Source organism: Yinghuangia aomiensis, from assembly GCF_039542225.1.
Taxonomy (GTDB): Bacteria; Actinomycetota; Actinomycetes; order Streptomycetales; family Streptomycetaceae; genus Yinghuangia; species Yinghuangia aomiensis.
In genome coordinates this window covers 43,555-69,563 of sequence record NZ_BAABHS010000032.1, presented here as the reverse complement: position 1 = coordinate 69,563, position 26,009 = coordinate 43,555, and the positions used below count along the sequence as shown (strand labels likewise).

At 73.0% G+C, this 26,009-nt stretch carries 20 protein-coding genes and 2 tRNA genes; 16 read left to right on the top strand and 6 right to left on the bottom strand.

The genetic code is table 11. The features are described from left to right. The first annotated feature begins 24 nt into the window (after nt 1–24). Nucleotides 25–858: a DUF1906 domain-containing protein gene (locus ABEA93_RS32870; RefSeq protein WP_345679539.1), complete on the top strand. Its 834-nt coding sequence runs from the start codon at nt 25–27 to the stop codon at nt 856–858. Here ABEA93_RS32870 and ABEA93_RS32865 read toward each other — a convergent pair. Next, nucleotides 812–1,330 (bottom strand): hypothetical protein, encoded by a 519-nt coding sequence (locus ABEA93_RS32865; RefSeq protein ID WP_345679538.1) that lies wholly within the window; start codon nt 1,328–1,330, stop codon nt 812–814. The two genes, ABEA93_RS32870 and ABEA93_RS32865, sit on opposite strands and share 47 nt — an antisense overlap. Nucleotides 1,331–1,625: 295 nt before the next feature. Between ABEA93_RS32865 and ABEA93_RS32860 the strand changes: the two genes are divergently transcribed. Both ABEA93_RS32860 and ABEA93_RS32855 read left to right on the top strand, forming a co-directional pair. Beyond that, nucleotides 1,626–3,197, top strand: a complete 1,572-nt coding sequence (locus ABEA93_RS32860) for an MDR family MFS transporter (protein WP_345679537.1) — start codon at nt 1,626–1,628, stop codon at nt 3,195–3,197. 123 nt (nt 3,198–3,320) lie between these two features. Continuing rightward, nucleotides 3,321–4,964, top strand: coding sequence for a long-chain fatty acid--CoA ligase (locus ABEA93_RS32855; protein WP_345679536.1), 1,644 nt, complete (start codon nt 3,321–3,323; stop codon nt 4,962–4,964). A 66-nt stretch (nt 4,965–5,030) separates the two neighbouring features. Here ABEA93_RS32855 and ABEA93_RS32850 read toward each other — a convergent pair whose 3' ends face one another. After that, nucleotides 5,031–8,918 (bottom strand): PAS domain-containing protein, encoded by a 3,888-nt coding sequence (locus ABEA93_RS32850; protein ID WP_345679535.1) that lies wholly within the window; start codon nt 8,916–8,918, stop codon nt 5,031–5,033. A 148-nt stretch (nt 8,919–9,066) separates the two neighbouring features. On the opposite strand from ABEA93_RS32850, the gene ABEA93_RS32845 reads away from it, so the two are divergent. The 3 genes from ABEA93_RS32845 (at nt 9,067) to ABEA93_RS32835 (ending at nt 10,481) form a co-directional block, all read left to right on the top strand. Then, a tRNA-Ser gene (locus tag ABEA93_RS32845) sits at nt 9,067–9,157 on the top strand. A 561-nt stretch (nt 9,158–9,718) separates the two neighbouring features. Further along, nucleotides 9,719–9,794, top strand: a tRNA-Arg gene (locus tag ABEA93_RS32840). A gap of 324 nt (nt 9,795–10,118) precedes the next feature. After that, nucleotides 10,119–10,481 (top strand): DUF2203 domain-containing protein, encoded by a 363-nt coding sequence (locus ABEA93_RS32835; protein ID WP_345679534.1) that lies wholly within the window; start codon nt 10,119–10,121, stop codon nt 10,479–10,481. Nucleotides 10,482–10,490: 9 nt separating this feature from the next. Here the strand turns inward: ABEA93_RS32835 and ABEA93_RS32830 are convergent, their stop codons facing one another. Continuing rightward, nucleotides 10,491–11,114: a TetR/AcrR family transcriptional regulator gene (locus ABEA93_RS32830; RefSeq protein ID WP_345679533.1), complete on the bottom strand. Its 624-nt coding sequence runs from the start codon at nt 11,112–11,114 to the stop codon at nt 10,491–10,493. A 135-nt stretch (nt 11,115–11,249) separates the two neighbouring features. Here ABEA93_RS32830 and ABEA93_RS32825 point away from each other — a divergent pair, with 135 nt between their 5' ends. Together ABEA93_RS32825 and ABEA93_RS32820 are read left to right on the top strand one after the other, a co-directional pair. Continuing rightward, nucleotides 11,250–12,071, top strand: coding sequence for an NAD(P)H-binding protein (locus ABEA93_RS32825; protein ID WP_345679532.1), 822 nt, complete (start codon nt 11,250–11,252; stop codon nt 12,069–12,071). A gap of 185 nt (nt 12,072–12,256) precedes the next feature. Further along, nucleotides 12,257–12,886 carry an HdeD family acid-resistance protein gene (locus ABEA93_RS32820; RefSeq protein WP_345679531.1) on the top strand — a complete coding sequence of 210 codons (630 nt, stop codon included), beginning with the start codon at nt 12,257–12,259 and terminating at the stop codon, nt 12,884–12,886. A 119-nt stretch (nt 12,887–13,005) separates the two neighbouring features. Here ABEA93_RS32820 and ABEA93_RS32815 read toward each other — a convergent pair whose 3' ends face one another. Next, a complete protein-coding gene (locus tag ABEA93_RS32815) occupies nt 13,006–13,650 on the bottom strand; it encodes a TetR/AcrR family transcriptional regulator (RefSeq protein WP_345679530.1) in 645 nt (214 codons plus the stop codon). Nucleotides 13,651–13,727: 77 nt separating this feature from the next. On the opposite strand from ABEA93_RS32815, the gene ABEA93_RS32810 reads away from it, so the two are divergent. The 4 genes from ABEA93_RS32810 to ABEA93_RS32795 all read left to right on the top strand — a co-directional run bounded on the left by ABEA93_RS32810 (nt 13,728) and on the right by ABEA93_RS32795 (nt 18,154). Continuing rightward, on the top strand, nt 13,728–14,525 hold the full coding sequence (locus ABEA93_RS32810; protein ID WP_345679529.1) for a TauD/TfdA dioxygenase family protein: 798 nt from the start codon (nt 13,728–13,730) through the stop codon (nt 14,523–14,525). A 76-nt stretch (nt 14,526–14,601) separates the two neighbouring features. Beyond that, complete coding sequence (locus ABEA93_RS32805; protein ID WP_345679528.1) at nt 14,602–16,224, top strand: ABC transporter substrate-binding protein; 1,623 nt, start codon at nt 14,602–14,604, stop codon at nt 16,222–16,224. Between the two features lie 141 nt (nt 16,225–16,365). Continuing rightward, the gene (locus ABEA93_RS32800) at nt 16,366–17,580 is read left to right on the top strand and encodes an aminotransferase class V-fold PLP-dependent enzyme (RefSeq protein WP_345679527.1); all 1,215 of its coding nucleotides are present in this window, start codon (nt 16,366–16,368) and stop codon (nt 17,578–17,580) included. A gap of 97 nt (nt 17,581–17,677) precedes the next feature. Next, complete coding sequence (locus tag ABEA93_RS32795; RefSeq protein ID WP_345679526.1) at nt 17,678–18,154, top strand: VOC family protein; 477 nt, start codon at nt 17,678–17,680, stop codon at nt 18,152–18,154. 28 nt (nt 18,155–18,182) lie between these two features. On the opposite strand, the gene ABEA93_RS32790 is transcribed toward ABEA93_RS32795, so the two are convergent. Next, complete coding sequence (locus tag ABEA93_RS32790) at nt 18,183–19,877, bottom strand: SpoIIE family protein phosphatase (RefSeq protein ID WP_345679525.1); 1,695 nt, start codon at nt 19,875–19,877, stop codon at nt 18,183–18,185. A gap of 316 nt (nt 19,878–20,193) precedes the next feature. Here ABEA93_RS32790 and ABEA93_RS32785 point away from each other — a divergent pair, with 316 nt between their 5' ends. The 4 genes from ABEA93_RS32785 to ABEA93_RS32770 all read left to right on the top strand — a co-directional run bounded on the left by ABEA93_RS32785 (nt 20,194) and on the right by ABEA93_RS32770 (nt 25,268). Next, nucleotides 20,194–21,000 (top strand): SDR family NAD(P)-dependent oxidoreductase, encoded by an 807-nt coding sequence (locus ABEA93_RS32785; protein WP_345679524.1) that lies wholly within the window; start codon nt 20,194–20,196, stop codon nt 20,998–21,000. 181 nt (nt 21,001–21,181) lie between these two features. Beyond that, nucleotides 21,182–23,314 (top strand): MMPL family transporter, encoded by a 2,133-nt coding sequence (locus tag ABEA93_RS32780; protein ID WP_345679523.1) that lies wholly within the window; start codon nt 21,182–21,184, stop codon nt 23,312–23,314. Further along, nucleotides 23,311–24,588, top strand: coding sequence for a sensor histidine kinase (locus ABEA93_RS32775; RefSeq protein ID WP_345679522.1), 1,278 nt, complete (start codon nt 23,311–23,313; stop codon nt 24,586–24,588). The genes ABEA93_RS32780 and ABEA93_RS32775 overlap by 4 nt, the downstream gene beginning before the upstream one ends. Then, on the top strand, nt 24,585–25,268 hold the full coding sequence (locus tag ABEA93_RS32770; protein WP_345679521.1) for a response regulator: 684 nt from the start codon (nt 24,585–24,587) through the stop codon (nt 25,266–25,268). Before ABEA93_RS32775 ends, ABEA93_RS32770 begins: the two co-directional genes overlap by 4 nt. A 19-nt stretch (nt 25,269–25,287) precedes the next feature. Here the strand turns inward: ABEA93_RS32770 and ABEA93_RS32765 are convergent, their stop codons facing one another. Next, on the bottom strand, nt 25,288–25,941 hold the full coding sequence (locus tag ABEA93_RS32765) for a TetR/AcrR family transcriptional regulator (protein ID WP_345679520.1): 654 nt from the start codon (nt 25,939–25,941) through the stop codon (nt 25,288–25,290). Between the last annotated feature and the right edge of the window lie 68 nt (nt 25,942–26,009).

Here is a 26,009-nt window from a genome sequence, read left to right as displayed (position 1 = left end):
AGCGGCCGGTCGCAAGGTGGTGGGGTGCGTCCTCACTTCCGTGCCGGAATTGCCGGTCTCGTCGTCCTCGCCCTGGTCGGCTTCGCCGTGCCGTCCGCCGTTGCGGCGTCCGGCAAGCCCAAGCCCGCATCTGCCACGTCCGCCCCCAAGGCATCGGTGATGCGGTCCGTCGCCGCCCCGGGGTTCGACACCTGCGAAGCGCCGTCCGTCGCCGCGATGGACGCGTGGCGCGCGTCGCCGTACAAGGCGGTCGGGATCTACGTCGGCGGTGCCAACCGGGCGTGCGCGAACGCCGGCCTGACCCAGGACTGGGTGCGCCAGGTGCACGCGCAAGGCTGGGATTTCCTGCCGGTCTACGTCGGCGCCCAGGCGTCCTGCACGGCTTCGACGAAGGCGGTGCGCATCGACCCGGCCCGGTCGTGGGACATGGGCCGGGAGGACGCCGACGACGCGGTCGACCGCGCCGCCGCGCTGGGCTTCAAAGAAGGCAGCGCGCTGTACTTCGACATGGAGGCGTACGACAACCGCAACGCCGACTGCAGTCGCGACGTGCTGGACTTCGTGTCCGCGTGGACCCTCCGGGTGCACGAACGCGGCTACGTCGCGGGCTACTACAGCAGCCTCGACTCCGGCATCGAGGATGTGCTCAAGGCGGACGGCACCCGGCTGCTGCCCGACGCGCTCTGGTACGCCCGCTGGGACGACCGGGCCGTCACCTCGGGCGACGGTGCCATCCCGGACGGCGCCTGGCTGGGCCGCCGCGTGCACCAGTACGCCGGCAACGTGAAGGAGACCTACGGCGGGGTGGCGATCACCATCGACCGGAACGAGCTGGCGGGGCCGGTGGCAGTGCTCTGACCGCGGGCCGCAGCGCCTCCGGCCCGGCGGGCAGGGCGCCGCGTTCCGGCGCGGCGGCCGCGGCGATCTCCGCCGGCCGGGCGGGCGCCTCGCGGAATCCGGCCCAGGGCTCGCGGATGTCGCGCGGCGCGGGCAGGTTGTCGACCGGCATCCGCGGGGTCGGGATGCTGCGGCTCATGTCGCCTACGAGCAGCGCGAGTTCGGTGGCCAGGTCGACGGCGTGCCGGTCGCCGGGGTGCTCGCGCATCCACCAGCACATGATCTGCACGATCGGGCCGGCCGCGTCGGGGTGCCCGAGGATCGCGTTCCGGGCGGCGACCGGGAGCGGCGGGTGCGCGTGGCCGATGCGGAACCACGTGCCGTCGCGGAATCCCAGAGCGGGATGGCCGAGTGCGTCGGGGAGGACGACGTCGAAGGCGGCCGGCGGAGGCTCGGGGGGAGACGCGAAAGGGGGAGTGTGCGTCGCGTACATGCCGCTCATCCTCGTTGCTGCCGTACGGGGGCATTAGCCCGAACGGTCGAATTGGCACAGTTTTTCACTCGTTCGTAGGCATTGCCGTGACCTCCGCGACGCGAGCCCCGTCACACCGCTCCCGGGGATCTTGATTCCGGTTGCTTGCCACAACTAACGCCGCTACCTTTAGTTGCACGAAACAATGATGGGGTGGAGCATGCGCGTCTCGGCGAGTGACACAACGTCAGAAAGACCTGCCGGCACGGAAACTCCCGTGGCCGGCGAGTTCACGCACCGTCAGATCATGCGTGTGATGAGCGTGTTGCTCGTCTCGCTGTTCGTGGCCTGTATATCCGGCACGGTCATCAGCACGGCCCTGCCCACGATCGTCGGCGACCTCGGCGGGCAGAACCAGCTCGCCTGGGTGGCGAGCGCGGGCCTGCTCACCACCACGGCCTCGACGCCGCTGTGGGGCAAGCTGTCCGACCTGTACGGCCGCAAGCGGCTGTTCCGCATCGCGCTGATCATCTTCGCGCTCTCCTCGGCACTCGCCGGCTTCTCGCAGAGCATGAGCCAGCTCATCGCCGCCCGCGCCGCACAGGGCGTCGGCGTCGGCGGCATCACCGCGATGACCCAGGCGATCATGGCCGACGTCACCACGCCGCGCACCCGCGGCCGCTACTCCGGCTGGATCGGCTCGGCGTTCGGCGTCGCGACCGTCGCGGGCCCCCTCATCGGCGGCTTCCTCGTCGGCTCCGACGCGCTCGGCTGGCGCTGGTGCTTCTACGTCGGCATCCCGTTCGCGGTCGCCGCGCTCGTCATGGTCGAGCGCGTGCTGAAGCTCCCGCACGTCCGCCGCGAAGCGCACGTCGACTACCTCGGCGCCGCGCTGATCACCGGCGCGGTCACCTCGATCCTGCTGGCGCTGTCGCTCGGCGGGCAGAAGTGGGCGTGGAACTCCGCGACCACCTACACGCTCGTGCTGCTTGCGGTGGCCCTCGGCGGCGGCGCGGTGTGGCAGGAACGCCGTGCGGTCCAGCCGATCCTGCCGCCGCACCTGTTCCGCAGCCGGACCTTCAAGCTCGCCGGCACCGGCTCGTTCTTCGTCGGCTTCGCGATGTTCGGCGCGATGATCTACCTGCCGCAGTACCTGCAGATCGTGCGCGGCATGAGCCCGACCCGCTCCGGCCTGATGACCCTCCCCATGGTGCTCGGCATGCTCGGCGCATCCGTCACCTCCGGCCGCCTCATCACGCAGTTCGGCCGCTGGAAGGCCTTCCCGATGATCGGCCTTCCGATGATCGCGCTCGGCATGTTCCTGCTGTCCTCGCTGCACCGCGGCACGCCGCTCGCGCTCGCCGGGCTCTACATGCTCGTCCTCGGCGTCGGCCTCGGCCTGTCGTCGCAGGTCCTCGTGCTGGCCATCCAGAACGACGCGGACAAGGACGACATCGGCATCGCCACCTCCGCCGCGTCGTTCTTCCGCTCGATGGGCGGCGCCGTCGGCGTGGCCGTCCTCGGCGCGATCCTCAGCAACCGGCTCGCCGCGGACATCCCGAACCTGATGAAGGAACGCCACGTCGCGCCGCCGCCCGGCACCGACGTCGGCCACCTGCTGGGCAGCCCGTCCGCCATCCACGCCCTGGACGCCCCGCTGCGCGGCGCCGTCCTGGACGGTTTCCTGGAAGGCCTGCACACCGTCTTCCTGATCGCCACGCCGGTGACGCTGCTCGGCTTCCTCGCGGTGCTCGCCATCCGCGAGACCGCCCTGCGCGGCAAGGACGACCCCGAAGACGGGCCCGCGGAGGTCCTCGAAGCCCGCGAATCCCTCGAACCGGCCGCCACTTCGGCGGCGGACCTGGAAAAGGCCGCCACCCGGGGCTGACAAGCCGCGATAGGCCAAGCAGAATCCTGGGTACCCGCCGGTAGCACCGGGGCCGCGCGCCGAGCGCGCGCCCCGGTCTCGGCACACCGCGCACCCCGCGCACCCGACCCGGGAGGTCTGACGATGCTGAGCACGATGCAGGACGTGCCGCTGACGATCACCAGGATCATGCGGCACGGCACCACCGTGCACGGCACGTCCGAGGTGGTCACGTGGACGGGCGCCGAACCGCGCCGCGCCACCTACGCCGAGGTCGGACGGCGCACCGCGCAGCTCGCGCACGCGCTGCGTGGACTGGGCATCACCGGCGACCAGCGCGTCGCCACGTTCCTGTGGAACAACCAGGAGCACCTGGAGTGCTACCTCGCGGTCCCGTCGAGCGGCGCCGTGCTGCACACGCTCAACCTGCGGCTGCCCGCCGACCAGCTGATCTACATCGCCAACCACGCGGACGACAAGGTCCTCGTGGTGGACGGCAGCCTCGTCCCGCTCTTCGCCCCCGCCCTCCCGCACCTGGCGACCATCGAGCACGTGGTCGTCACCGGCGACGCCGACCTCGCGCCGCTCGAAGGCCAGGGCAAGCAGATCCACCGCTACGACGACCTCATCGCCGGCCAGCCCACCGAATTCCCGTGGGCCGAGGACATCGACGAACGCACCGCCGCCGCGATGTGCTACACGAGCGGGACCACCGGAAACCCCAAGGGCGTGGTCTACAGCCACCGCTCCACTTACCTGCACAGCATGCAGGTGTGCATGGTGGAGGGCTTCGGCCTCGGCCCGACCGACAAGGTGCTGCCGGTCGTGCCGATGTTCCACGTCAACGCGTGGGGCCTGCCGTACGCGGCGATGCTCTCCGGCGCGTCGATCCTCATGCCGGACCGTTTCCTCCAGCCCGAGCCGCTCGCCGCGATGATCGCCGCCGAGAAGCCCAGCATCGCCGCCGCCGTGCCGACGATCTGGACCGGCCTGCTCGACCACCTCGACCAGCACAAGACCGACGTGTCGTCGCTGCACGAGGTCGTGGTCGGCGGATCGGCGTGCCCGCCCGCGCTGATGGAGGCGTTCGAGGAGCGGCACGGCGTCCGCATCATCCACGCGTGGGGCATGACCGAGACGTCGCCGCTGGGCACCGTGGCGCGGCCGCCGGCCGGGCTCGACCGCGAGGCGGAGATGGCGTACCGCGTCACCCAGGGCCGGCTGCCCGCGTCGGTGCAGGCCCGGCTGGTCGGCCCGGACGGCACGTTCATGCCGCACGACGGCGAATCGGTCGGCGAACTCGAAGTCCGCGGCCCGTGGATCGCGGGCGGCTACGTCGGCGGCGAGACCGGCGCCGACTCGGCGGAAGGCGACCGGTTCCACGACGGCTGGCTGCGCACCGGCGACGTCGGCACGCTCACCCCGGACGGCTTCCTCCGGCTGACCGACCGCGCCAAGGACGTCATCAAGTCCGGCGGCGAATGGATCTCGTCCGTCGAGCTGGAGAACCTCCTGATGGCGCACCCGGACGTCGCCGAGGCGGCCGTGGTCGGCGTCCCGGACGAGAAGTGGGGCGAACGCCCGCTCGCCACCGTGGTGCTGCGGCCCGGCGCCACGGCCGGGCTCGCCGAGCTGCGCGAGTTCCTCGCGGCGCGCGTCGCACGGTGGCAGGTGCCGGAGCGGTGGAGCATCGTCCAAGCGGTGCCGAAGACCAGCGTCGGCAAGTTCGACAAGAAGGTGATCCGGCGGCAGTACGGCGACGACGAGCTGGACGTCGTGTCGCTCTGACCCGGTCGGCGGAAACCCGAAGGGCCCGGCGCGACGCCGGGCCCTTTCCGTTGTTCCGGGTGCTGCTCAGACCACCGACGCGATCTTGGTGAGCAGGTCGACCACGCGCTGCTGGACGTCCTCGCGGGTCGAGCGTTCGGCGAGGAACAGCACGGTCTCGCCGGTCCGCAGCCGGTGCAGGTCGTCCTGCGCTATGTCGACCGTCGTGTAGACGACGATCGGCGTGGAGTGCAGGCGCTGGTTGTTGCGCAGCCAGTCGACGATGCCGAGGCGGCGGCGCCGCACCAGCATGAGGTCGAGCACCACGAGGTTCGGCTCGACGCTGGACGCCTTCGACACCGCCTCGCTCTCCGAGGTGACGTGCGCGACGTCCATGCCGCGCCGCATCAGCGACGCCGTGAACGCGGCCGCGATGTCCGCATTGCCCTCGACAAGCAGCACACGCGACGCGTGCGCGGCACTGTCGGCGGGCGCCAGCGACCGCAGCAGCACCGCCGGATCGGCACCGAACGCCGCTTCCCGGGTGGCCTGCTGGAGTCCCGCGGTGACCAGGACGGGGATTTCCGCCGCGGTCGCGGCGGTCCGCAGCGACTGCAGCGCCGTGCGGGTGATCGGCCCGGTCAGCGGGTCCACGAACAGCGCGGCCGGATGGCCCGCCGCGCTCGCGTCGACCTCGTCGCGGGACCGCACCAGCACCGGGTCCCAGCCGCGCGCGGTCAACGCACCGGCGGTCGCCTGGTCGGGCGCGGGCCACACCAGCAGACGCCGCGGACGGCCGTCCGGCGCGGGCGCGACCATCGCCGGGTAGTCCGGGTCCAGCGCCGCGAGTTCGCCGGGCGGCGGCGTGTCGGTGCCGATCCCGGCACCGGGCGGCACGGGGGCTTCCGGCTGTGCGGCGGCACGCCGGCGGCGTCCCGGCAGCGCGGGGCCGGAGCCCGGCGGCGGGGACACCGGCGTGATCGGACCGCTGTCGGGGCCGTTGCCGTATCCGGTCTGGTGGCCGGGGCCGTATCCGGGCGCGGCGGGCGGCATCGGCGGGATCGCCTGCGGCGTCCCGGGCTGCGGCGGCAGGTCGGTGGGCGGCGCCGGTATCGGCGGCATCAGCGCGGTCGGCGCGTCCGCGGCCGACGGGTTCGGCGGCGGCGTCTCGGCCCGGTCCTGCACGCTCGTCGAGCGGCCGCCCGGGCCGGAACGCGGCTGGGACGGTATCGACGCGGGCGGCACCGACAGGTGGTGCCGGGCCCGGGCCATGTGCCGGGTGTGGTGCCCGTTGGTGCGCGCGGGCGCACCGCGCCGGGTGACCGCGGGGCGCTCGCCGCTGCGGTTCACCGCGGGCGTGCTGCCGCTCGGCGGGCCTTCCGCACCCGGTGCTTCGGCGGTGGGGTAGGCGCCGCTGTCGTGGCCCTGCTGCGGACCGGGCAGCGCGGGACCGCCGTACTGCGGACCGGCGGGAAGGCCGTACGGCCCCTGCGGACCGGGGAGTTGCGGCTGCTGGGGCGGTGGACCGGCGTGCGGGGCCTGCGGCGTGTGCTGCGGTCCCGCACCGGGCGGGAAGGCGCCGGGGCCGGGCAGGTAGCGGCCGGGGGCGTGCGGATCGGTGCCGTCGTCCGGCTGACCCGGGGCGTGCTGGGCGGCCGCGCCGGGGTACGCCGGACCGGCCGGGTAGCCGCCGGGCTCGGGCGCGTACACCGGACCGCCGCCGTGCCGACCCGGAAGGGAGTGCGGGCCGGACTGGTCGCCGGGGTATCCGGCGGGCGGGGGAGCGGACTGCGGGCCCCGCTGCGGAACGGGGTGCGGGCCGGACTGCGGCTGTGGGCCGTACCCGTCCGGGGCATACGGCGTCGGCGCGCCGGGTGCGGGCGGCAGCGCGTGGCCGCCGCTGTGGTCCGGAGCCGCGCCGGGCGTGCTCTCGGCGGCGGGCGGCGGCAGCGGTCCTTCCGGACGCGGCCCTTCCAGCGCGAACGGGCCGTGCGCGGCGGGCGGCCTGGCCGCCTGCCCGGCGTTGTCGGCCGCGTTGTCGGCGTTGCCCGCTTCGGTGTGCGCGCCGGAGGCCTGGAGGGCGCGCCGGCCGCGGCGTCCGCCCGAGGCGGGCACCAGCGGTACGGACGGCTGGCCGCCGGCGGCCGCCGATCCGCCGGCCGGCAGCGCGATCGGCTTGGCGGGAACGGGCAGCGGCGGCACCGGCGGGACGGCGGGAGTCGCGGGGGCGAGCCGGGCGGCCCGGGGGCCGGAGTCCCCGGGGGTGCGCACGGCGACCTCGGCGCCACCGCCGGACGCACCGGCCGGCGGGGCGGCTTCGGCATCGCCCGGGGCGTCCGCGGTCTCGGACTTCGCGTCCTGGCCGGCGGCGTCCTCCGGGTCCGCGGCAGCCTCGTCGGCCTCGGCAGCGGAGCCTTCGGGCTTGTCTTCGGGTTTGTCGTCGGTCTTCTCGGCCGGTTGCTCGGTCTTCGCCTTCGCCGCGTCGTCCTGCGGCGTGGCGGCGGTGCCGGGGCGGACGGCCGGAGTCGTGCGGGCCCGTTTGCGGGCGCGCACGTGCGCGTTGCCGTCCGAGCCCTCCTGCGGACGGGCCTTCTCCGCGGCGTCCTTGTCGGCCGGAAGCTCGACCACGTAGACGCTCTCGTCGTCTTCGGTCGTGTGCTCGACCGTGCCGCCGTGCGCCTCGACCACCGTGCGGGCGAGCGGCACGTGCACCGAACTCCCGCGGCTGGCGGGGCCGCGCACCTCGATGCGGGCCTTCCCGTCGCGTTCTTCGGCGGCGACGACGACGGTCGCGCCCTTCTCGACGGCGCCCACGGTGTCCGCGAGCAGGTGCCCGAGCGCCCGCGTCATCGCGTCGACGTCGGCCTGCACGCCCACCGGGGCGGCGGTCAGGGAGAACTGCACGCCTGCCGCGCGCGCCGGGTACGTCACCGTCTCCAGCGCCCGGTCGAGCAGGTCGTCGACGGTCGCGGCGGTGCGCTCCGCGGCCGGCTTGTCCTCGCCTGCCTGGTGCTGCAGCACTTCGCCGGCCAGCCCGGCCAGCTCCTCGAGGTCGCTCGCGACCTGCCGCACCACGCGCCGGGCGCTCGGGCCGAGTTCGCCGATGCTGCCGTCCGCGAGCGTCTTCAGCCGGGCCCGCCCGGCCTCGATCCGCGCCACCAGCTCGGCCTGCACCAGCTCGACGAGCTGCTCGCGGCGCTCGCCGAGCGCGCGTTCCCGCGACGTGTCGGTGAACGTCATGACCGCGCCGACGACCGTCTCGCCGAGCAGGATCGGCGCGGTCGTCATCTCGACCGGCACCGCTTCGCCGTCGCCGCGCCACAGCACCTGGTCGCGCAGCCGCTGCTTGCGGCCGGACTTCAGGGTGATCAGTGCGGGGCACTCGTCGGCGGGCAGCGGCGAGCCGTCCGCCTTCTTCGGCTGGAGGAGTTCGTGCAGGGACCGGCCGCCCAGATCGCTGGCCCGGTGCCGCAGGATCCGCGCGGCGGCCGGGTTCGCCAGCACGATCGACCCGTCGGAGTCGATGCCGATGATGCCTTCGGAGGCGGCGCGCAGGATCATCTCGGTCTGCCGCTGCTGGCGCTGCAGCTCGGACTCGACGTCGAGGGAGTCGCTGAGGTCGCGGACGACGATCATGAGGAGTTCGTCGTCGTAGGCGCCGGGCAGGTTCGCGCTGGTGACCTCGACCGGCATGAGCGAGCCGTCGGTGCGGCGCGCGGTCATGCGGGTGGGCTTCGTCCGGCTGTCCTGCTCCACGGCGCGGACCGACCCGGGGATGCGGCTGCGGTCGAAGGTCGGCAGGAGGTCGAGCAACCCGCGTCCGACGATCGGGGTGCCGGGGGCTTCCAACGCCTCCAGCGCCATCGCGTTCGCGTTGACGACCGTGCCGTTGCGGTTCACGAGCAGCAGGGCGTCCGGCAGTGCGTCGAGTATGGCGGCGAGGCGAGCAGCGCCCCGAGATGGCCTGCTGCTCACGAAGCGCGTACCTCCTCAACGTCCCCTGGACTGTGCCGACGGCCCATCCTTGCCCGTCCCCCCGAGGCATGTCACGACCGACTATCCCATTGTTTTTGCAGTCGTGTTGACCTGGCAGGTAATCTATCCGCCGTCGGGTTACACCGATGGAGGCTTCGCCTAGTCTGGTCTATGGCGCCGCACTGCTAATGCGGTTTGGGTAACCAACCCCATCCCGGGTTCAAATCCCGGAGCCTCCGCTCTGAACAGCCCGTCCGGTCCGCCGGACGGGCTGTTTTGTGTGCCCGTCCGACCCCGGATCGGTTCGTACCGTAGCCGTGCCGGTACGGCACGTGTGCCGCGACGCCCTGATTGTCCGTCAAGTCCGTTGGGCGGTGGATGTCTTGCCGGTGTCCTTGCGCCGGCCTGCGGGGGTCGCCCGGCCGCGTCGTCCGGGTGTGATCCACGCCGCACAAAACCCGCCTTCCGTACCAGTGCACCAAACCCAGCATTTCGCTCTGAGCGAACACGGCGGGCGTGGCGCGGGGCGGGATGGGCGCGGGGGTGGCTCGCCGCGGGTGCCGTGGTGTCGTCGGCGACCGCTCCGCGGCGGCCGGCGAGGGTGCTGCCGGGTCGGCCGGCGCAATCACTGCGGGCGTGTGGCCCCCCTCTCATCGGCGCGTCCGACGGGTGCATCCGAGGTCGGCAGGATCCCCCAAATGCCCCAAACATGCAGCTCAACCCCCATACCGGCACCCGGCTGCTAATCGATTTCATGCCCGGCGGGAGTTCCTGTATTGTTCTTCTCGTCGCAACGACAAGCGCTCGTAGCTCAACGGATAGAGCATCTGACTACGGATCAGAAGGTTGCAGGTTCGAATCCTGCCGAGCGCACCAGCGAAGAGGCCCTCTCGAATGATCGAGAGGGCCTCTTGCTTTGCATGAACTGCCAACGCCGGGACCGGGTGCGGCAATTGGGCGGCCGGGGAGCAGCCCGGCGTGGCACGCTCGCGGCATGCGGATCGCAGGAGGCGGCTCGGCGATGATGGGGCGCCCGGTGCTCGTGAACGAGTTCGTGGACGGGGCCACGCGTTCGAGTGGCGCTGTCGGATTCGGTGATCTCCGCGTTCGCCTGGGCATCGTCTTGTCGTCGACCTCGGCTGCCGACCTCCCCGCCGAGCCGCGCGTGGGGCCCGGTCCGCGCCGTGGCAAGCTGGCCGCATGGGGCTGTTCACCGTGGACGAAGCGCGCGAGGCGCTCGCCGAGATGCTGCCGACCCTCGACGAGATCGTCGTGGTGCGCGGGCAGGCCGCCGAGTTGGCCGCGGATCTGGCGGACGCGGGCGGCCCGACCCCGCACGGCGGGCTTCCCGAGCTGAAAGGGATGCACGCGCGGCTCGACGAGCTGATGACGGACGTCCAGCAGTCCGGGGCCGAGCTGAAGGGGTTCGCGCCGCTGCTGGTGGACTTCCCGTCGGAGATCGACGGCGTCGCGGTGCTGCTCTGCTGGCTCGAGGGCGACCGCGAACTCGCCTGGTACCACCGCGAGGACCTGGGCTTCGCAGGACGCCGCCCGCTCGCCTGACCCGCGCCGCTACTTCTCTTCCGCCGCGATCTCGTCGATCCACGCGGTGAGCCGCGCGCCCTGCACCGTCATGATCTCCGGGTCGCGGAACGTGTTGGCCAGCAGCGACATCCCCTGGTACCCGGCCACCAGGGCGACCGCCGCGTCGTGCGCGTCTTCCCGGCCCAGCGCGCCGAACTGCACGGCTGCCCAGTCCACCAACTCCCGCATCACGTTCGCGGCTTCGCGGTCGAGGCCGTCGTCGCGCTTGTCGAGTTCGGAGGCCAGGGTGCCGAACGGGCATCCGTGACGGGCCGCCACGTCGCGCTGGTCGACCCACCCCGCGATCAGGGCTTTGAGCCGCGCGGCCGGGTCCGGCTCGCGGTCGAGGATCCCGGTCAGCGCGCCGAGTCGGCTGCGGTGTTCGCCGATCGCGGCCCGGACGAGCTGGTCCTTGGTCTTGAAGTAGTAGTAGACGTTCCCGACCGGCACGTCCGCCGCCTGGGCGATGTCCGCGATCGTCGTCTTCTCGACGCCTTGCCGGTGCAGGACGTCGGTCGTCGCCGCGATCAGGCGTTCGCGCTTGCCGGACCGTTTGCGGGCCGGCGCGGCCTCGGGCCTGTCGCCGGCGGTTGATGCGGTGCTGCGGGCCATCGCGGGTGCTGCTCCTCGGGGCGAGTCAGTTGTCCGACTAAAAGCACTCTAGACAGCGCTCGCGCAGGGCGGCTACCTTCGTCGCATCGGAAGTTAGTTGGATGACTAACTAAGGCAACGCAGGGGAGAACTGCCGTGATCGTGGTGACGGGTGCGACGGGCAATGTCGGGCGTGCGCTGGTGGAGCTGCTCGTGGCGGCGGGTGAGGACGTCGTGGGAGTGGCGCGCCATGCGCCCGACGGCGGGCTGCCCGGCGGTGCGGCGTTCCGCGCCGGGGACCTCGGTGATCCCGGCGGGTTGAAGGAGGTGTTCGCGGGCGGCGATGCGGCGTTCCTGCTGGTGGCGGGGGACGACCCGGCCGCGGTCGTGGACGCGGCGCGGTCCGCCGGGGTGCGGCGGCTGGTACTGCTGTCCTCGCAGGGGGCCGGCACCCGGCCGGACGCCTATGCGCATGCGGTCGCCTACGAGCAGGCCGTCCGCGCGTCGGGCCTCGCGTGGACGGTGCTCCGTCCCGGCGGCTTCGCCAGCAACGCGTTCCAGTGGGCCGAAGGGGTGCGTGCGGCGCGCACGGTCGCCGCGCCCTTCGGGGATGTCGCGCTGCCGGCCGTCCACCCGGCCGATCTCGCCGAGGCGGCCGCCGTGGTGCTGCGTGGCGACGCGCACGCCGGGCAGGTGTACGAGCTGACCGGCGGCGAGGCGCTGACCCCGCGCGAGCGGGTCCGGGTGCTCGCCGACGTGCTCGGCGAGCCCGTCCGGTACGTCGAACAGTCCCGCGCCGAAGCCGCCGAGCAACTCGCTCGGTTCATGCCGCCGCCGGTGCTCGAGGCGACCCTCGGCATCCTCGGCGCCCCGACCGGCCACGAGCGCACCCCGGCGCCGGACTTGGCCCGGCTCCTCGGCCGCCCGCCGCGTACGTTCGCCGACTGGGCCGCCGCGAACGCCGACGCTTTCCGCTGACGCGGCGCCCGGTCGCGGTCCCTGCGTCCAGGCGTATCCCGCCTCGGATACGGGGGCCCGCCCCGGTCTCGTCTTGCGGGGCCGCGGGCGGCCTGGTGTAGTCGATTTGTCATATTTTGACCATCGCTCGACGCGTCATGCGGTCGGCGACGGCCACCGGCGGCAGACGACGAAAGCTGGGTGCCATGCAGAACGATATGGAGACCCCTCCGACCCTCGGTGCCTACCTGGACCGGGTGGCCCGCAGCGCGTGGCAGGCGATGCTGGTGATGGGCATCGCGTCCTTCGCACTGGGGCTGATCGTGCTGATCTGGCCGGGCCCGTCGCTGCGCGTGGTCGGCGTGCTGTTCGGCGTCTACCTGCTGGTCAGCGGTGTGTTCCAGCTGGCGGCCGCGTTCGGCGACCACCTGTCGACGGCGATGCGCATCCTGGCGTTCATCAGCGGTGCGCTGTCGATCATGCTGGGCCTGTTCTGCTTCCGCGGGACGCTGGAGTCGATCCTGCTGCTCGCGCTGTGGATCGGCATCGGCTGGCTGTTCCGCGGCATCACGCAGGTGATGGCCGCGGCGATGGATCCGACCGTGCCGAGCCGCGGGTGGCAGGTGTTCGTCGGCGTCGTCACGTTCCTGGGCGGCATCGTGCTGCTGGCGGCGCCGTTCGACTCGATCAAGGTGCTGGCGATCGTGGTCGGTATTTGGCTGATGGTGGTCGGCATCACCGAGTTCGTCACCGGCATCGCCCTGCGCAGGCACACCCGGCACCTGTCCGAACGCGAGTGGCAGTCGACGGAGTCGGGGACCCGCATCGAGGGCTGATCCCGCGCCGCATGAGCACACCGAGGGTGTCGTTCCCGGACCACCGGGGCGGCACCCTCGTCAGGTTCGCCGGCACGATGCCCGGATCACGTCGCTCTCCGCGGCGGCGGCGCGGAGCGTCACCCGTGCCGCGCTGCTCCGTGGGGGCGCAGGACGCCGACCGCGGCGTGGCCGAGTTCGGTCAGCAAGCCGTCGAACGGGAGCGGCAGCTCGGTGCCGTCGGCGAGGCGGCGTTCGCTGTCCGCGAGGGTCCCGGTGACCAGCAGCTGCATGAGCCGCAGGCGGGCGCTGTGCACGGCTGGGGGCGTGTGGGGCTCGGCCGCGGCGAGGGCGTCCGCGATGAGGGCGGTGACCGCGCGCATGCCGCCGGCGAAGTCCGCTTCCAGGGGCGGCGTCAGCACCTCGCCTTCGAGGGTGAAGCGGTGGATGAAGCGGGCGTAGTGCCCGTCGTGGGAGCCGTCGCGCATCGCCTCGGCGAGCGGGCGCAGGTACACGTCGACGAGGCCGGCCAGATCGGTGCGGCGGTCCTCGGGCAGCGCCGCGAGGAGGGCGAGGCGGCGCCGGTTGAGCGGGGCGAGGCGGTCTTCGTAGAGCGCCCGGACCAGCGCGTCGCGGGTGCCGAAGTGGTACTGCACGGCCGAGTTGTTGCGCTGCCCGGCGGCCGCGCCGATTTCGCGCAGCGATACCGCGGCGACGCCGCGCTCGGCGAAGAGGCGTTCCGCGGCGTCGAGGATCCGGGCGCGGGTGCGGGTCTTGACATCCACGCGACGAGTGTAAGACATTCCGTCTCAGAAACTGTTAAGACGATCTGTCTCAAACTGTGCGCGACGTTGGAGTACCCGTGTTCGACATCCGCCCCCTCACCCCCGCGATCGGTGCCGAAGTGGCCGGTATCGACCTGAACGACGACCTCGGACCGGACGCCTACGCGGCGCTGACCGAGGCGCTGCACACCCACCAGGTCCTGTTCTTCCGCGGCCAGGACATCGACGCGTACCGCCAGCGCGACTTCGCGGCCGGCTTCGGGACGCTCCAGCAGTTCCCGTTCGGCCACCCGCCCGCGCCGGACCTGCCCGAGGTCATGGTGCTGGCCACCGGCGACGGCCCCAAGCAGTCGAATGCGGACATCTGGCACAGCGACGCGACGTTCATGGCGCGTCCGCCGCTCGGCACGATGCTGCGCGCGGTGTCGCTGCCCCCGCTCGGCGGCGACACGCTGTGGGCGGACATGGAGAGCGCGTACGCCGCGCTGTCCGCCCCGATGCGCGTCCTGCTCGACGGCCTCACGGCGGAACACGACTTCACCAAGTCCCGCACCCACCGCGGCGGCGACCCCGACGCGCTGCCCGTGGTCGCCCACCCGGTCGTGCGCACGCACCCGGTCACCGGCCGCCGCTGCCTGTACGTGAACCGGATCTTCACCACGCGCATCGTCGAACTCGACGAACGCGAGAACGAACTGCTGCTGCCGTTCCTCTTCGACCACGTGACCCGCCCGGACTTCCAGGTGCGGTTCGGTTGGCGGCCTGGCGACATCGCCTTCTGGGACAACCGCAGCACGCAGCACTACGCGGTCTACGACTACGAAGCCCCGCGCGTCATGCACCGGATCGTCATCGAGGGCGACGAACCCCGCTGACCTCGGACCCGCCGCGGCCGCGATCGCGGCCGCCGCCCCCGCCTGCCTTCCCGCCCCACCTTCGAGGAGCCCCCCGATGACCCCTGCGTCCCGAAGACTGCCCGCCGCGCCCGGTCTCACCCGGCGCGCCTTCTCCGCCGGCGTGCTCACCTCCGCCCTCGCCGCCTCGGCCGCCGCGTGCGGCGGGTCGGGCGGCTCCGGCGGTAAGTCCGCAGCGCAGAGCGGGCAGGCACCGACCGCCGCCGCGGTGCGCGGCGGCACCGCGACGCTGGTGATGTCGCTGGAAGCCAACGGCTTCGACCCGGCGCTGGTGAACCCGACCGGGATCACCTACGGCACCCGCATGGCCGCGGTGTTCGACGTCCTCGTGTACGCCGACCAGCGCACCGGCGAAGTCCGGCCGCAGCTCGCCGAGTCGCTGACCAGCCCGGACGGCGGGACGACGTGGGTACTCAAGCTCCGCCCGGGCGTGCTCTTCTCGGACGGCACGACGCTGGACGCCGACGCGGTGCGCTTCAACTGGGCCCGCCTCGCCGACCCCGGCGTCCGGTCCCCGCAGTTCCGGGTGGCCAAGGATCTGAAACTGGCGGTCACCGACCCGGTCACGCTGACCGTCACGCTGCCCGCACCCAACCCGCACTTCGCCTCGGTCGTGGCGCGCAGCATGGCGTTCGTCGGCTCGCCGAAGGCGATCAGCGCGGACCCGAAGGCGTTCGCGGCCGCGCCGGTCGGTGCCGGGCCGTTCGTGGTGGCGTCGTGGCTGCGGGGCAGCCAGACGACGTTCGACCGCAACCCGCACTACTGGCAGTCCGGGCGCCCGTTCCTCGACAAGCTGGTGGTCAAGACGGTCGCCGACGAGCAGCAGCAGTTGTCGACGGTGTCGACCGGCGGCGCGGACCTGCTGCTCGGCTCGGCGCTGCCCGGTGCCGAGGTCGCCCGGGACGCCGCGGGCGTGTCCGTCGCGTCGACCGTGCTCGCCGGCGGCTACCTCATCGTCTTCAACACCACCCGCGCGCCGTTCGACGACGTGCGGGCGCGGCAGGCGTTCGCCGCCGCGCTGGACAGCGGCGAACTGGTCAAGACGGTCTACGGCCACGGCGCGGCGGGCGCGACCGGGCTGTTCCCGGCGGACAGCCCCTACGCCGACCCGGCCGCCGCCCAGCCCGGTCCGGACCGCGCGCGGGCGCAGACCCTGCTGGACGAACTGGCGGCCGCCGGGAAGCCGTTGGCGTTCTCGTTCACCGCGGTGAACAGCCCCGTGTCGCGGAAGATCGCCGAGTTCGTGCAGAGCCGCCTGAGCACGCTGAAGAACGTGCGGATGGACGTGAAGGGTGTGGACGGCCCCGCGTACCAGAGCAGTGTCATCGTCAACCGCGACTTCGACGCGTCGCTGTACTCGATCTCCTTCACCGACCCCGAGCCGGCGCTGTCCGATCTGCTGCGCACCGGCGGCTCGGCGAACCTGGGCGGCTGGACGGACACGGAGGCCGACGCCGCGATCGACGAGGCACGCGCGGCGAACGACCCGGCGGTGCGCAAGGCCGCGTACGGGCGGGCGCAGAAGCGCGTCGCCGAGCAAGTGCCGGTGTGGACGTACCTGAACGCGTGCTCCTACACGGCCTACCGCAAGAACATCACCGGCATCGAGATGTTCGGCGACGCCTGTCTGCTGCCGGACCGGCTGGGCCGGGCGGGCTGAGCCTGCCGGGCCGGCCGCGCGGGATCGGGGGCGTCCGGCGCTTGGCCTTCCGACGCGAGCGGTGCGGCGTCGGGCCCGCTAGCGTGCGAAACGGGCCCGGCGCCGCGGGCCCGACCGTCGTCCCGAACCTCGGAGGCCACGTTGTTCGATGCGTCCACCGTCGCCCGCCTGCGTGCCGAGACACCGGGGTGCGCGTATGTCACGCACCTCAACAACGCCGGAGCGGCGCTGCCGCCGACCGCGGTGACCGAGGCGGTCATCGGGCATCTGCGGTTGGAAGAGCGGATCGGCGGCTACGAGGCGGCGGCCGCGGCGGCGGAGCGGATCGACCACACGTACGATGCCCTCGCCCGGCTCGTCAACGCCGACCGCAACGAGATCGCCTGTGTGGAGAACGCCACCCGGGCCTGGGACATGGCCTTCTACGCACTGCGCTGGCAGCCCGGCGACCGCATCCTGACCTGCCGTTCCGAGTACGCGAGCAACGCGATCGCGTACCTCCAGACCGCCCGCCGCCACGGGGTGTCCGTCGAGGCCGTGCCCGACGATGCCTCCGGGCAGATCGACGTCGACGCGCTGCGCGCGATGATCGACGAGCGGGTGAAACTGATCGCCATCACCCACGTCCCGACCCAGGGCGGCCTGGTGAACCCGGCCGCGGCGGTCGGCAAGGCGGCGCGCGAGGCCGGGGTCCTCTACCTGCTGGACGCCTGCCAGTCCGTCGGCCAGCTCCCGGTCGACGTCGCCGAGATCGGCTGCGACCTGCTGAGCGCGACCGGCCGCAAGTTCCTGCGCGGACCGCGCGGGACCGGCTTCCTGTACTGCTCGTCGCGGGTCCTGGAAGACCTCGAACCGCCCTTCCTCGACCTGCACGCGGCCACCTGGACGGGCCCGGACACGTACGAAATCCGCGGCGACGCCCGCCGCTTCGAGACGTGGGAGACCAACTACGCGGGCAAGATCGGCCTCGGCACCGCCGTCGACTACGCGCTCGGCCTCGGCCTGGACGCCATCGGCGCCCGGGCGGCCGCCCTGGGCGAGACGCTGCGCGCGGCCCTGGCCGAACGGCCCGGCGTCACGGTGCGCGACCTGGGGGCGCGGCGCTGCGGCATCGTGTCGTTCACTGTCGAAGGCGTGGACGGCGCGGAGGTCGCCCGGCACCTCGCCGCGCACAAGGTCAACGTGTCGGTGTCGGTCGGCGACTACGCGCAATGGGATCTGCGGGCGCGCGGCCTGGCCTCGGTGGTGCGCGCGTCCGCGCACTACTACAACACCGAGGACGAGATCGCCCTGCTCGCCGCCTCGCTGCCCGCGCCGCGCGCCGGACGGACGGACCGGGCGGGTTGGGGCGGTTAGGCCGATCGGGCAGTTCGCCGGCGCGGGACCGATGAGTCCGCGGCGGTCGGGCAGTCGGTATTGGTGACAGCTCGTTCCCACCTCGGAGGAGAATCCGATGAGCGGCGAAATCGTCACGTGCCTGTGGTTCGACGGCAAGGCGCAGGAAGCGGCCGAGTTCTACCTGTCGGTGTTCAAGGACGGCAGCATCGGCCGGGTCGCGCACTACAACGATGCGGGCCCCGGCGAGCCGGGCTCGGTGATGGTGGTCGAGTTCACCGTCAACGGGCAGAAGTTCGTGGGCCTCAACGGCGGACCCGAGTTCACCTTCAACGAGGCCGTCTCGTTCCAGATCCCGTGCGCCGACCAGGCGGAGGCCGACTACTTCTGGGAGAAGCTCACCGACGGCGGCGAGGAAGGGCCGTGCGGGTGGCTGAAGGACCGCTTCGGGCTGTCCTGGCAGGTCTTCCCGTCCGAGGTGCTCGACCTGGTCGCCGACCCGGACCCGGCCAAGGCCAAGCGGGCCACCGAAGCGATGTACCGGATGAAGAAGATCGACGTCGAGACCATCCGCAAGGCGCACGCGGGGCAGTGACCACGGGTGCCCGCCGGGTGGTCGCCGGTCAGGTGAGGCGGCCGATCAGCAGCGCGACGTCGTCCTCCGGATCGGCCGGGAGCACCCGCAAGGCGGCCTCCCGCAGCCGGTTCGGGGACGCGTCCGCGCCTTCGGCGTCGAGGACGCCGGTCAGGTCGTCGATGCCGGTGTCGATGTCGCGGCCGCGGCGTTCCACCAGGCCGTCGGAGTAGAGCACGACGGTCGAGCCGGGGGCGACGCTGTACGACGTCTGCTCGAAGGTGATGCCGCCGAGGCCGAGCAACGCGTTCGCGGGGCCGCCGAGCACGCGCGGGCGTTCGCCGGGGGACAGCAGCAGCGGCGGGGGGTGCCCGGCGCGGGCCCAGGTGAGCGTGCGGTCGTTCGGGTCGTAGACGGTGTAGACGCAGCTGGCGAGTTCGCCGTCCACCGCGAAGTCGTCCATCAGCGAGTCGACGTGCGCGAGCAGCGCGGCAGGCGGGAGTTCGAGGCGGGCGACCGCGCGCACGGCGACCCGCAACTGGCCCATCAGCGCGGCGGCTTGCAGGCCGTGGCCGGTGACGTCGCCGACCACCATCGCCACGCAGCCTTCGGACAGCGGGATGACGTCGTACCAGTCGCCGCCCGCCAGGCGCCCGGCACGGGCGGGCTGGTAGGCGTACGCGAACGACAGCCCCGGGGCCTCCGGCAGGTCGCGCGGCAGCAGATGCCGCTGCAGGGTGCGGACGGCGTGCCGCTGCCGTACGTGCGCCTGCGCGTTGTCGATCGACGACGCCGCCCGCAGCCCGAGTTCCTCGGCGGTCTGCAAGTCGTCGGCTTCGAACGGCGGGCTGCCGGCCAGCCGGGCGAACATCGTCATGCCGATCGCGCGGCCGCGCGCGATGAGCGGCGCGACGATGCGCGAGTGCATGCCGGCCTTGAGCAGGTGGGTGCGCAGCGGCGGCGCGTCGGGGGTGGCCTGGCCGATGACGGTCGGGGTCTCGCGCGGGTCGACGCCGCTGAGTTCGGCGCGCTGGCGGCGCAGCGCGGCGCGGACTTCGGGCGGGACCGGGAACGGGCGGCCGTAGTCGCGCGGGGACAGCACGGGCAGATCGGGGATCTTCGGGTCGACGACGGCGGCGACGGTGCGCAGCAGCGTGCCGGGCGGTGGGTCGAATCCGTGTTCGGGGAGCATGCTGATCGGCACCGGGGCGTCGAACAGGCCGACGGCGGCCGCGTCGGCGAACGACGGCACGACGACCAGCGGCACCTGCTCCGCGCAGCCGACGACGTCGCGGCTGAAGCCCATCCGCAGCTCGGCTTCGTTGACCAGGGCGAGCCGGGCGCGCACCTGCTCCATGCGGGTGAGCGCGGAGGTGTCGCCGGTGATGTCGGTGAAGGTGATGCCGACGCCGCGCACGCCGCCGTCGCCGCGCAGCGGCCATATGGCGAAGCTGCACACGTACGAATGGGCCACGCCGGTCACCCGGCCGCGGATCACCCGGTCGACATGGGGTTCGCCGGTCTTGCCGGCGCGCAGCAGCGACGCCAGGACTTCGGGGTGCGAGAGCGGGCCGGAGACCTCGTGCGCACGGGTGCCGGGCAGGGTGTCGGCGGGGACGCCGTGCAGGTCGGCGAGGGCGCGGTTGACGGCCAGGACGGTGCCGTCCGGGGCGAGGATGCCCAGCCCGAACGGGCAGTCCGCGAACATCGCGTCCGACGCGCTTTCCTGCCACCACTCACCCACGGCCCATGCCTTCGCGTCCTCGAGATCGCCCTGTGTGTGACCATCGTCGCCGACTCGGGGCGGGTCGGCTACGGGGTGTCGCCTCAGTGTCGCATCTAATGGGGAAGCCGATGTGGGCACGTTAATCCGCCGGGCCGGGCGCCGGTAACGCGCCAACCGGGCGAAATTGCCGCGCGGTCGCCGGGGCGGTCGGGGGCCGCCGCCGGGAAACGAGCGTTTTCGTCCGGGGATGTTGTGGTTCGTTCGCGCCCGGGAACCCTGGCCGGGACGCCCGGAGATTCCGCGCCGGGCGGCTATCACCCCCAGGAGGAGAGCCATGCAGCGTTTCACCGACCGCAAGGTCCTGGTCACCGGCGGCGGATCGGGCATCGGGCAGGCGACCGTGCTGCGGCTGCTGGCGGAAGGCGCCACGGTCGCCGCGGCGGACATCGCGCAGCCGGGCCTCGACGACACCGCGGCGAAGGCGGACCGGGCCGGTGCCGAAGGACGGCTGGTCACCATCGTGGTGGACATCAGCGACGAGGAGTCGGTCCGTGCGTCGGTGCCCGCCGCCATCCGCGACCTCGGCGGGCTCGATGTGCTGGTCAACGCGGCCGGGATCCTGCGGTCGGTGCACACCGCGCAGATGACGCTGGACGCCTGGAACCAGGTCATCGGCGTCAACCTCACCGGCACCTTCCTGGTCACCCGCGAGGCGCTGCCCGCACTGCTCGCCACCGGCGGCGGCGTGGTGGTCAACTTCAGCTCCACGTCGGCGTCGTTCGCGCACCCCTATATGGCGGCGTACGCGGCGAGCAAGGGCGGCGTGCAGTCGTTCACCCACGCCATCGCCGCGGAGTACGCCAAGCAGGGCCTCCGTGCCGTGTGCGTCGCGCCGGGATCGATCAGCAGCGGCATGACCGACGCGTCCGGCAAGAGCGGCCAGAGCCTCGGCCCGGGTCTGCCCGCGGACGCCGACATGGCGCTGTTCGCGAAGCTCACCCCGGCGATCAACCCCGACAACACCCAGTTCGGCTTCGCCGGGCCGGAGCGCATCGCCGGTGTCATCGCGATGCTCGCCTCGGACGACGGCGCGTTCGTCACCGGCACCGAGATCCGCGTCGACGGCGGCACCCACATGTGACCCGACGACCGTGCGCCGCCGCGGTTACTCCGCCGGGAGTACTGCCCCGCGGAGTAGCCGCCCGGCCGCGCCACCCGCCGCAGTACCCGCCCAATCGGCCGCCCGCCCGACGAACCGCGGCCTTTCCGCCGGAAGCCTGGAGATCAGGAAAACCACCGGCCGACGCGGAAGGCGGGCGCTCATGGAAGCGCGGGAACGACCGGCACCACCACCGAGCGCGGCACCACCGTCCCGGACCGCCGCGCAGCGGAAATGGCTGTGGGGGACCCTCGCCGTGTGGGTCCTCCTCGTGGTGGCACTCGGCCCGCTCGCGGGCAAGCTCAACGGCGAACAGAAGAACGACGCGGTGTCCTACCTGCCCGCTGGCGCGCAGTCGACGAAAGTCGCCGACGTCCTCGCCGACCTGCCCGGCGGCAGCACCACCGACATCGCCGTCGTCTACCACCGCGACGGCGGCCTGACCCCGGCCGACCGCGACGCCGCCGACGCGCAGGCCCGCCAGATCGCCGCCGAATTCCAGGCCGTCGGCGGCCAAGCACCGCCGCCCGCCACGGCACACGACGGCCGGACCGCCGTCTACAGCTTCCAGCTCGCGGAAAGCGCCGGACTGCGCGCCGACGTCGTCGACGACGTCCGCGCGCTGACCGACCACCACCCCGCAGGTCTGGACGTCCTGGTCGGCGGCCCCGGCGCGACCGGCGCGGACATGGACGAAGTGTTCGGCTCCCTCGACGGCACGCTCATGCTGGTCACCGTCCTCGTCGTGACCGTGCTGCTGATCGCCACCTACCGCAGCCCGTTCCTGTGGCTGGTGCCGCTGCTGTGCGTCGGCGTCGCCGCCGCGGCGTCCCGCGGACTCACCTACCTGCTGGTCAAAGCCACCGGCCTGACCGTCACCGGGCAGAGCGGCGGCATCATGACCGTCCTCGTGTTCGGCGCGGGCACCGACTACGCGCTGCTCCTCATCGCCCGCTACCGCGACGAACTGCGGCGCACCGAACGCCCCTACGACGCCATGCGCATCGCCCTGCGCGGCTGCGGCCCGGCGCTGCTCGCCTCCGCGGGCACCGTCGTCGCCGGCCTGACCTGCCTGCTCGCCGCCGACATGAACAACATGCGCGGCCTCGGCCCGGTCGGCGCCGTCGGCGTGGTCAGCGCCCTCGTGGTGATGACGACCCTGCTCCCGGCCGCTCTCGTGCTGCTCGGACGCCGGGTGTTCTGGCCGCTGATCCCCGCCTACGGCACCCAGGACAAGCCGCGGCGCAGCGCCTACGCCCGCATCGGCGTCTTCGTCGCGCGCCGCCCCGCCGGCATCCTCGTCGGCGGCGGCATCCTCCTGGGCGCGCTCGCCTTCGGCACCCTGGCGATGCCCGGCAACCTCAACCTCGCCGACGGCTTCACCAAGACCCCCGAGTCGGTCAGCGCGGCGAAGGTCATGGCCCAGGCGTTCCCGGAGCGCGGCAGCCAGCCGATCGACGTCATCGCCCCGGCCGGCCGGGCCGCCGACGCCGTCGCCCGCGCCGCCGCCACCGAGGGCGTGGCGGACGCCCGGCTCGGCCGCTCCGCGGACGGCTGGACCGAGATCACCGTGCACGCCAAGGACCGCCCGGAATCCGCGGGCGAACGCGCCACCGTCGAACGGCTCCGCGACCGGCTCGACGCCGTCCCGGGCGCCGCCGTCGGCGGCCAAACCGCGCAGCGCATCGACCAGGAGCATGCCAACGCCCGCGACCGCATGGTGGTCGTGCCGCTGGTACTCGCCGCGGTGCTGCTCATCCTGGTCGCGCTGCTGCGCAGCCTGGTGGCGCCGCTGATCCTGGTGTCCGCGGTGGCGCTGGTGTGGGGAGCCGCGCTGGGGCTCGGCGCGCTGGTCTTCGAGCCGGTGTTCGGGTTCGCCGGCGTCGACCCGGCGCTGCCGCTGCTGACCTTCGTGTTCCTCGTCGCGCTCGGCGTCGACTACGGCATCTTCCTGATGCACCGCATGCGCGAGGAAGTGCACGCCGGACTGCCGGCCGAGCGGGCCGTGCTGCCCGCGCTCACCTCGACCGGCGGGGTCATCGCGTCGGCCGGGTTCGTGCTCGCCGCGACGTTCTCGGTGCTGACCGTGCTGCCGCTGGTGCTGCTCGTCGAGGTCGGCTTCGTCATCGCCGTCGGCGTGCTGCTCGACACCTTCGTGGTGCGGACCTTCCTGGTCACCGCGGCAAGCCTGCTGCTCGGCCGCCGTGTGTGGTGGCCGGGTCCGTTGGCCAAGCCCCGCCCGGGGGTGCCGGCGGCGACCCGTCCGGACGACCGGTCGCCCATGATGGCCGGGTGAAAAGCCTCCGCGAACAGGCGAGCAGGGCGTCCGCCGACGCCCTGCTCGCGCTCGCTTTCGCCTTCGGTTCGGCGGGTGCGGCGCTCCGCTGGCCCGGCGACCGGCCTACCGACGGCCTCGGCATCGCCTTGCTGATGGCGGCGAACCTGCTGGTGGCGTTCCGGCGGTGGCGCGCGGGCTGGACCCTCGTCGCCGTGGTCGCGGTGATCCTGCCGTACCACATCCTCGGCTACCGGCACGAGGCCGCGGTGCCCGGCGCGCTGCTCGCGCTGGGCAGCTTCGCCGCCGAAGTGCAGCGGACGAAGGCGCTGCTCGTCGGCCTCGGCCTGGCGGTCATCGGGCTGTCCAGCATGATCTACATCCAGGACGGCCGCATCGACGCCGGACACCTCGGCGCGGCCGGCTGGATCTTCGCCTCGGCGGTCGCCGGGCAGGCGTGGCGCGCCAACAAGAACTACGTCGGATCGATCATCGACCGCGCGGAACGCGCCGAACGCACCCGCGAGGAAGAGGCCCTGCGCCGGGTCGCCGAGGAACGGGTGCGCATCGCCCGCGACCTGCACGACGTGCTCGCGCACAGCATCACGCTCATCGGCGTCCAGGCCGGGGTCGCCGCGCACTTGGCCCGCCAGCCGCAGCCCGAAGGACCGGTCCTGGCCGACGCCTTGGAGACCATCGCGGACAGCTGCCGAGCGGCGCGCGAGGAGGTCCGGGCGACGTTGCGGGTGCTCCGCGACGAGGGCGAGGAACCGGAGCACGGCGCCGTGCCGGGGCTGTCCGGGCTTGCCGACCTGGCCGACGCGGTGCGGGCGACCGGACTGGAGGTCGCGCTGGCGGTGCGGGTGGAGCCGGGCGAGGTGGGGCCGGCCGTCGGCGTGGCGGCGTACCGGATCGTGCAGGAGGCACTGACCAACGTGGTGCGGCATGCGAAGGCCGACCGGGTGCGGGTCGACGCGGTGCGCGAAGGCGGGATGCTGCGGCTGACCGTCGTCGACGACGGTGTCGGCGCACTCGCCCGGCACGGCGAAGCGGCGGATGGACCGGGGGGCTTCGGGATCCTCGGCATGTCGGAGCGGGCTCGCAGCGTCGGCGGGATGGTGAGTGCCTGGCCGGGGGAGGACGGGGGATTCCGGGTGGAGGCATGGCTGCCCGTGGGCGACGCCGAGCCGGAGGAAAACGCGGTGCCTAGGGTGGGGCGTGCCGGAGCCGTGCCCCCGTCCCGTCCCGGGGCTGCGACTGCTCCGGTGTCTCCTCGTGATCCGGAGGTCCGATGACGAACCCGCTGCGGGTCCTGCTGGCGGACGACCAGACGCTGGTGCGTTCCGCGTTCGCGATGCTCGTCGCGTCCGCGCCGGACATGGAGGTGGCCGGCGAAGCCGAGAACGGCCTGCGCGCCGTCGACATGACCCGTGAACTGCGGCCCGACGTGGTGGTGATGGACATCCGCATGCCCGGGCTGGACGGCATCGAGGCGACTCGGCGGATCGCCGAGGCGCCGGACCTCGCCGACGTCCGGGTGCTGGTCCTCACCACGTTCGACGACGACGCGAACGTGCTGGCCGCCCTGCGCGCGGGTGCCGCCGGATTCCTGGTCAAGGACACCCGTCCCGCCGAACTCCTGGACGCCATCCGCGTGGTGGCCGCGGGCGACGCCCTGCTGTCGCCCGGGCCGACGGCGCGGCTGATCGCCCGTGTCGTGCGGCTGCCCGACGCGGTGTCCGTGCCGGGTGCCGCCGCCGGGAAACGGCTCGACGAACTGTCCGCGCGCGAACGCGAAGTCCTCGCGCTGGTCGGCCGCGGACTCAACAACGCGGAGGTCGCCGGCGTGCTCGACCTGAGTCCGCTGACCGTGAAGACCCACGTCAGCCGGGTCATGGGCAAGCTGCGGGTCCGCGACCGCCCGCAGTTGGTCGTGGCCGCCTACGAGTCGGGGCTGGTGCGGCCGGGCGAGTAGCGGCCGCACCTCCGGCGCGTCAGGCGCGGCGTTCGTAGGCGCGGATGAACACCCGCACTCCGGCGTCGACGAGGGCGTCCCGTTCCGCCGGGTCCAGCGGCCGGGCGTCGAAGAAGCTGCGGCTGTTGACCTCGCTGCCGGCCAGCAGCATCAGGTGCGAGGCGGCCTGGAGGGGATCGGGGGCGTCCAGCAGGCCGGCGTCGTCGAGCGCGGCGAGGCGGTCCGCCAGCGCCTGCTGTACCGGGCGGGGGCCCGCGTCCTGCCATGCCTCCAGGACCTCGTCCGGCAGGTGCAGGGCTTCGGCCTGGATCTGCCGGACGACGGCGAAGTGGTCGGGGAAGTCGCGCCGCGACCCGACGAGTGCGCGGGCGAAGGCGCGCAGGTCGCGGTCCAGATCGGTGACGTCGCCCAAATACCGCTCGACGACGGCGAGATGCGTCTCCCGCACGCGCGCCGCGCTCTCCGCGATGACGGTGCGGAACAGCTCGTCCTTGTCCGCGAAGTGGTTGTAGATGGTCCGCGTCGAGACGTCCGCCTCCTTGGCGATCTCGCCGATGCTCGCCCGCGTGTAGCCCTCGCGGCCGAAGACGCGCAGGGCGCCTTCGGTGATGGCTTGGCGCTTCTCGCGGAGGCCGCGCCGGGGGCGGGCGGCGGTCACGGTCGGGTCGCTCATGGCGCAGCTCCTCCAAAAAAGTGCAATGGTCGTTGTAATAAGTGCAATGCACGTTGTACTTTACCTGA

What these genes read in the sequence shown, in the direction of transcription:
- ABEA93_RS32865 (WP_345679538.1), bottom strand. Translation starts at nt 1,330, where the DNA reads ATGTACGCGACGCACACTCCCCCTTTCGCGTCTCCCCCCGAGCCTCCG.
- ABEA93_RS32860 (WP_345679537.1), top strand. Translation starts at nt 1,626, where the DNA reads ATGAGCGTGTTGCTCGTCTCGCTGTTCGTGGCCTGTATATCCGGCACG.
- ABEA93_RS32855 (WP_345679536.1), top strand. Translation starts at nt 3,321, where the DNA reads ATGCTGAGCACGATGCAGGACGTGCCGCTGACGATCACCAGGATCATG.
- ABEA93_RS32835 (WP_345679534.1), top strand. Translation starts at nt 10,119, where the DNA reads ATGGGGCTGTTCACCGTGGACGAAGCGCGCGAGGCGCTCGCCGAGATG.
- ABEA93_RS32830 (WP_345679533.1), bottom strand. Translation starts at nt 11,114, where the DNA reads ATGGCCCGCAGCACCGCATCAACCGCCGGCGACAGGCCCGAGGCCGCG.
- ABEA93_RS32820 (WP_345679531.1), top strand. Translation starts at nt 12,257, where the DNA reads ATGCAGAACGATATGGAGACCCCTCCGACCCTCGGTGCCTACCTGGAC.
- ABEA93_RS32805 (WP_345679528.1), top strand. Translation starts at nt 14,602, where the DNA reads ATGACCCCTGCGTCCCGAAGACTGCCCGCCGCGCCCGGTCTCACCCGG.
- ABEA93_RS32795 (WP_345679526.1), top strand. Translation starts at nt 17,678, where the DNA reads ATGAGCGGCGAAATCGTCACGTGCCTGTGGTTCGACGGCAAGGCGCAG.
- ABEA93_RS32785 (WP_345679524.1), top strand. Translation starts at nt 20,194, where the DNA reads ATGCAGCGTTTCACCGACCGCAAGGTCCTGGTCACCGGCGGCGGATCG.
- ABEA93_RS32780 (WP_345679523.1), top strand. Translation starts at nt 21,182, where the DNA reads ATGGAAGCGCGGGAACGACCGGCACCACCACCGAGCGCGGCACCACCG.
- ABEA93_RS32770 (WP_345679521.1), top strand. Translation starts at nt 24,585, where the DNA reads ATGACGAACCCGCTGCGGGTCCTGCTGGCGGACGACCAGACGCTGGTG.
- ABEA93_RS32765 (WP_345679520.1), bottom strand. Translation starts at nt 25,941, where the DNA reads ATGAGCGACCCGACCGTGACCGCCGCCCGCCCCCGGCGCGGCCTCCGC.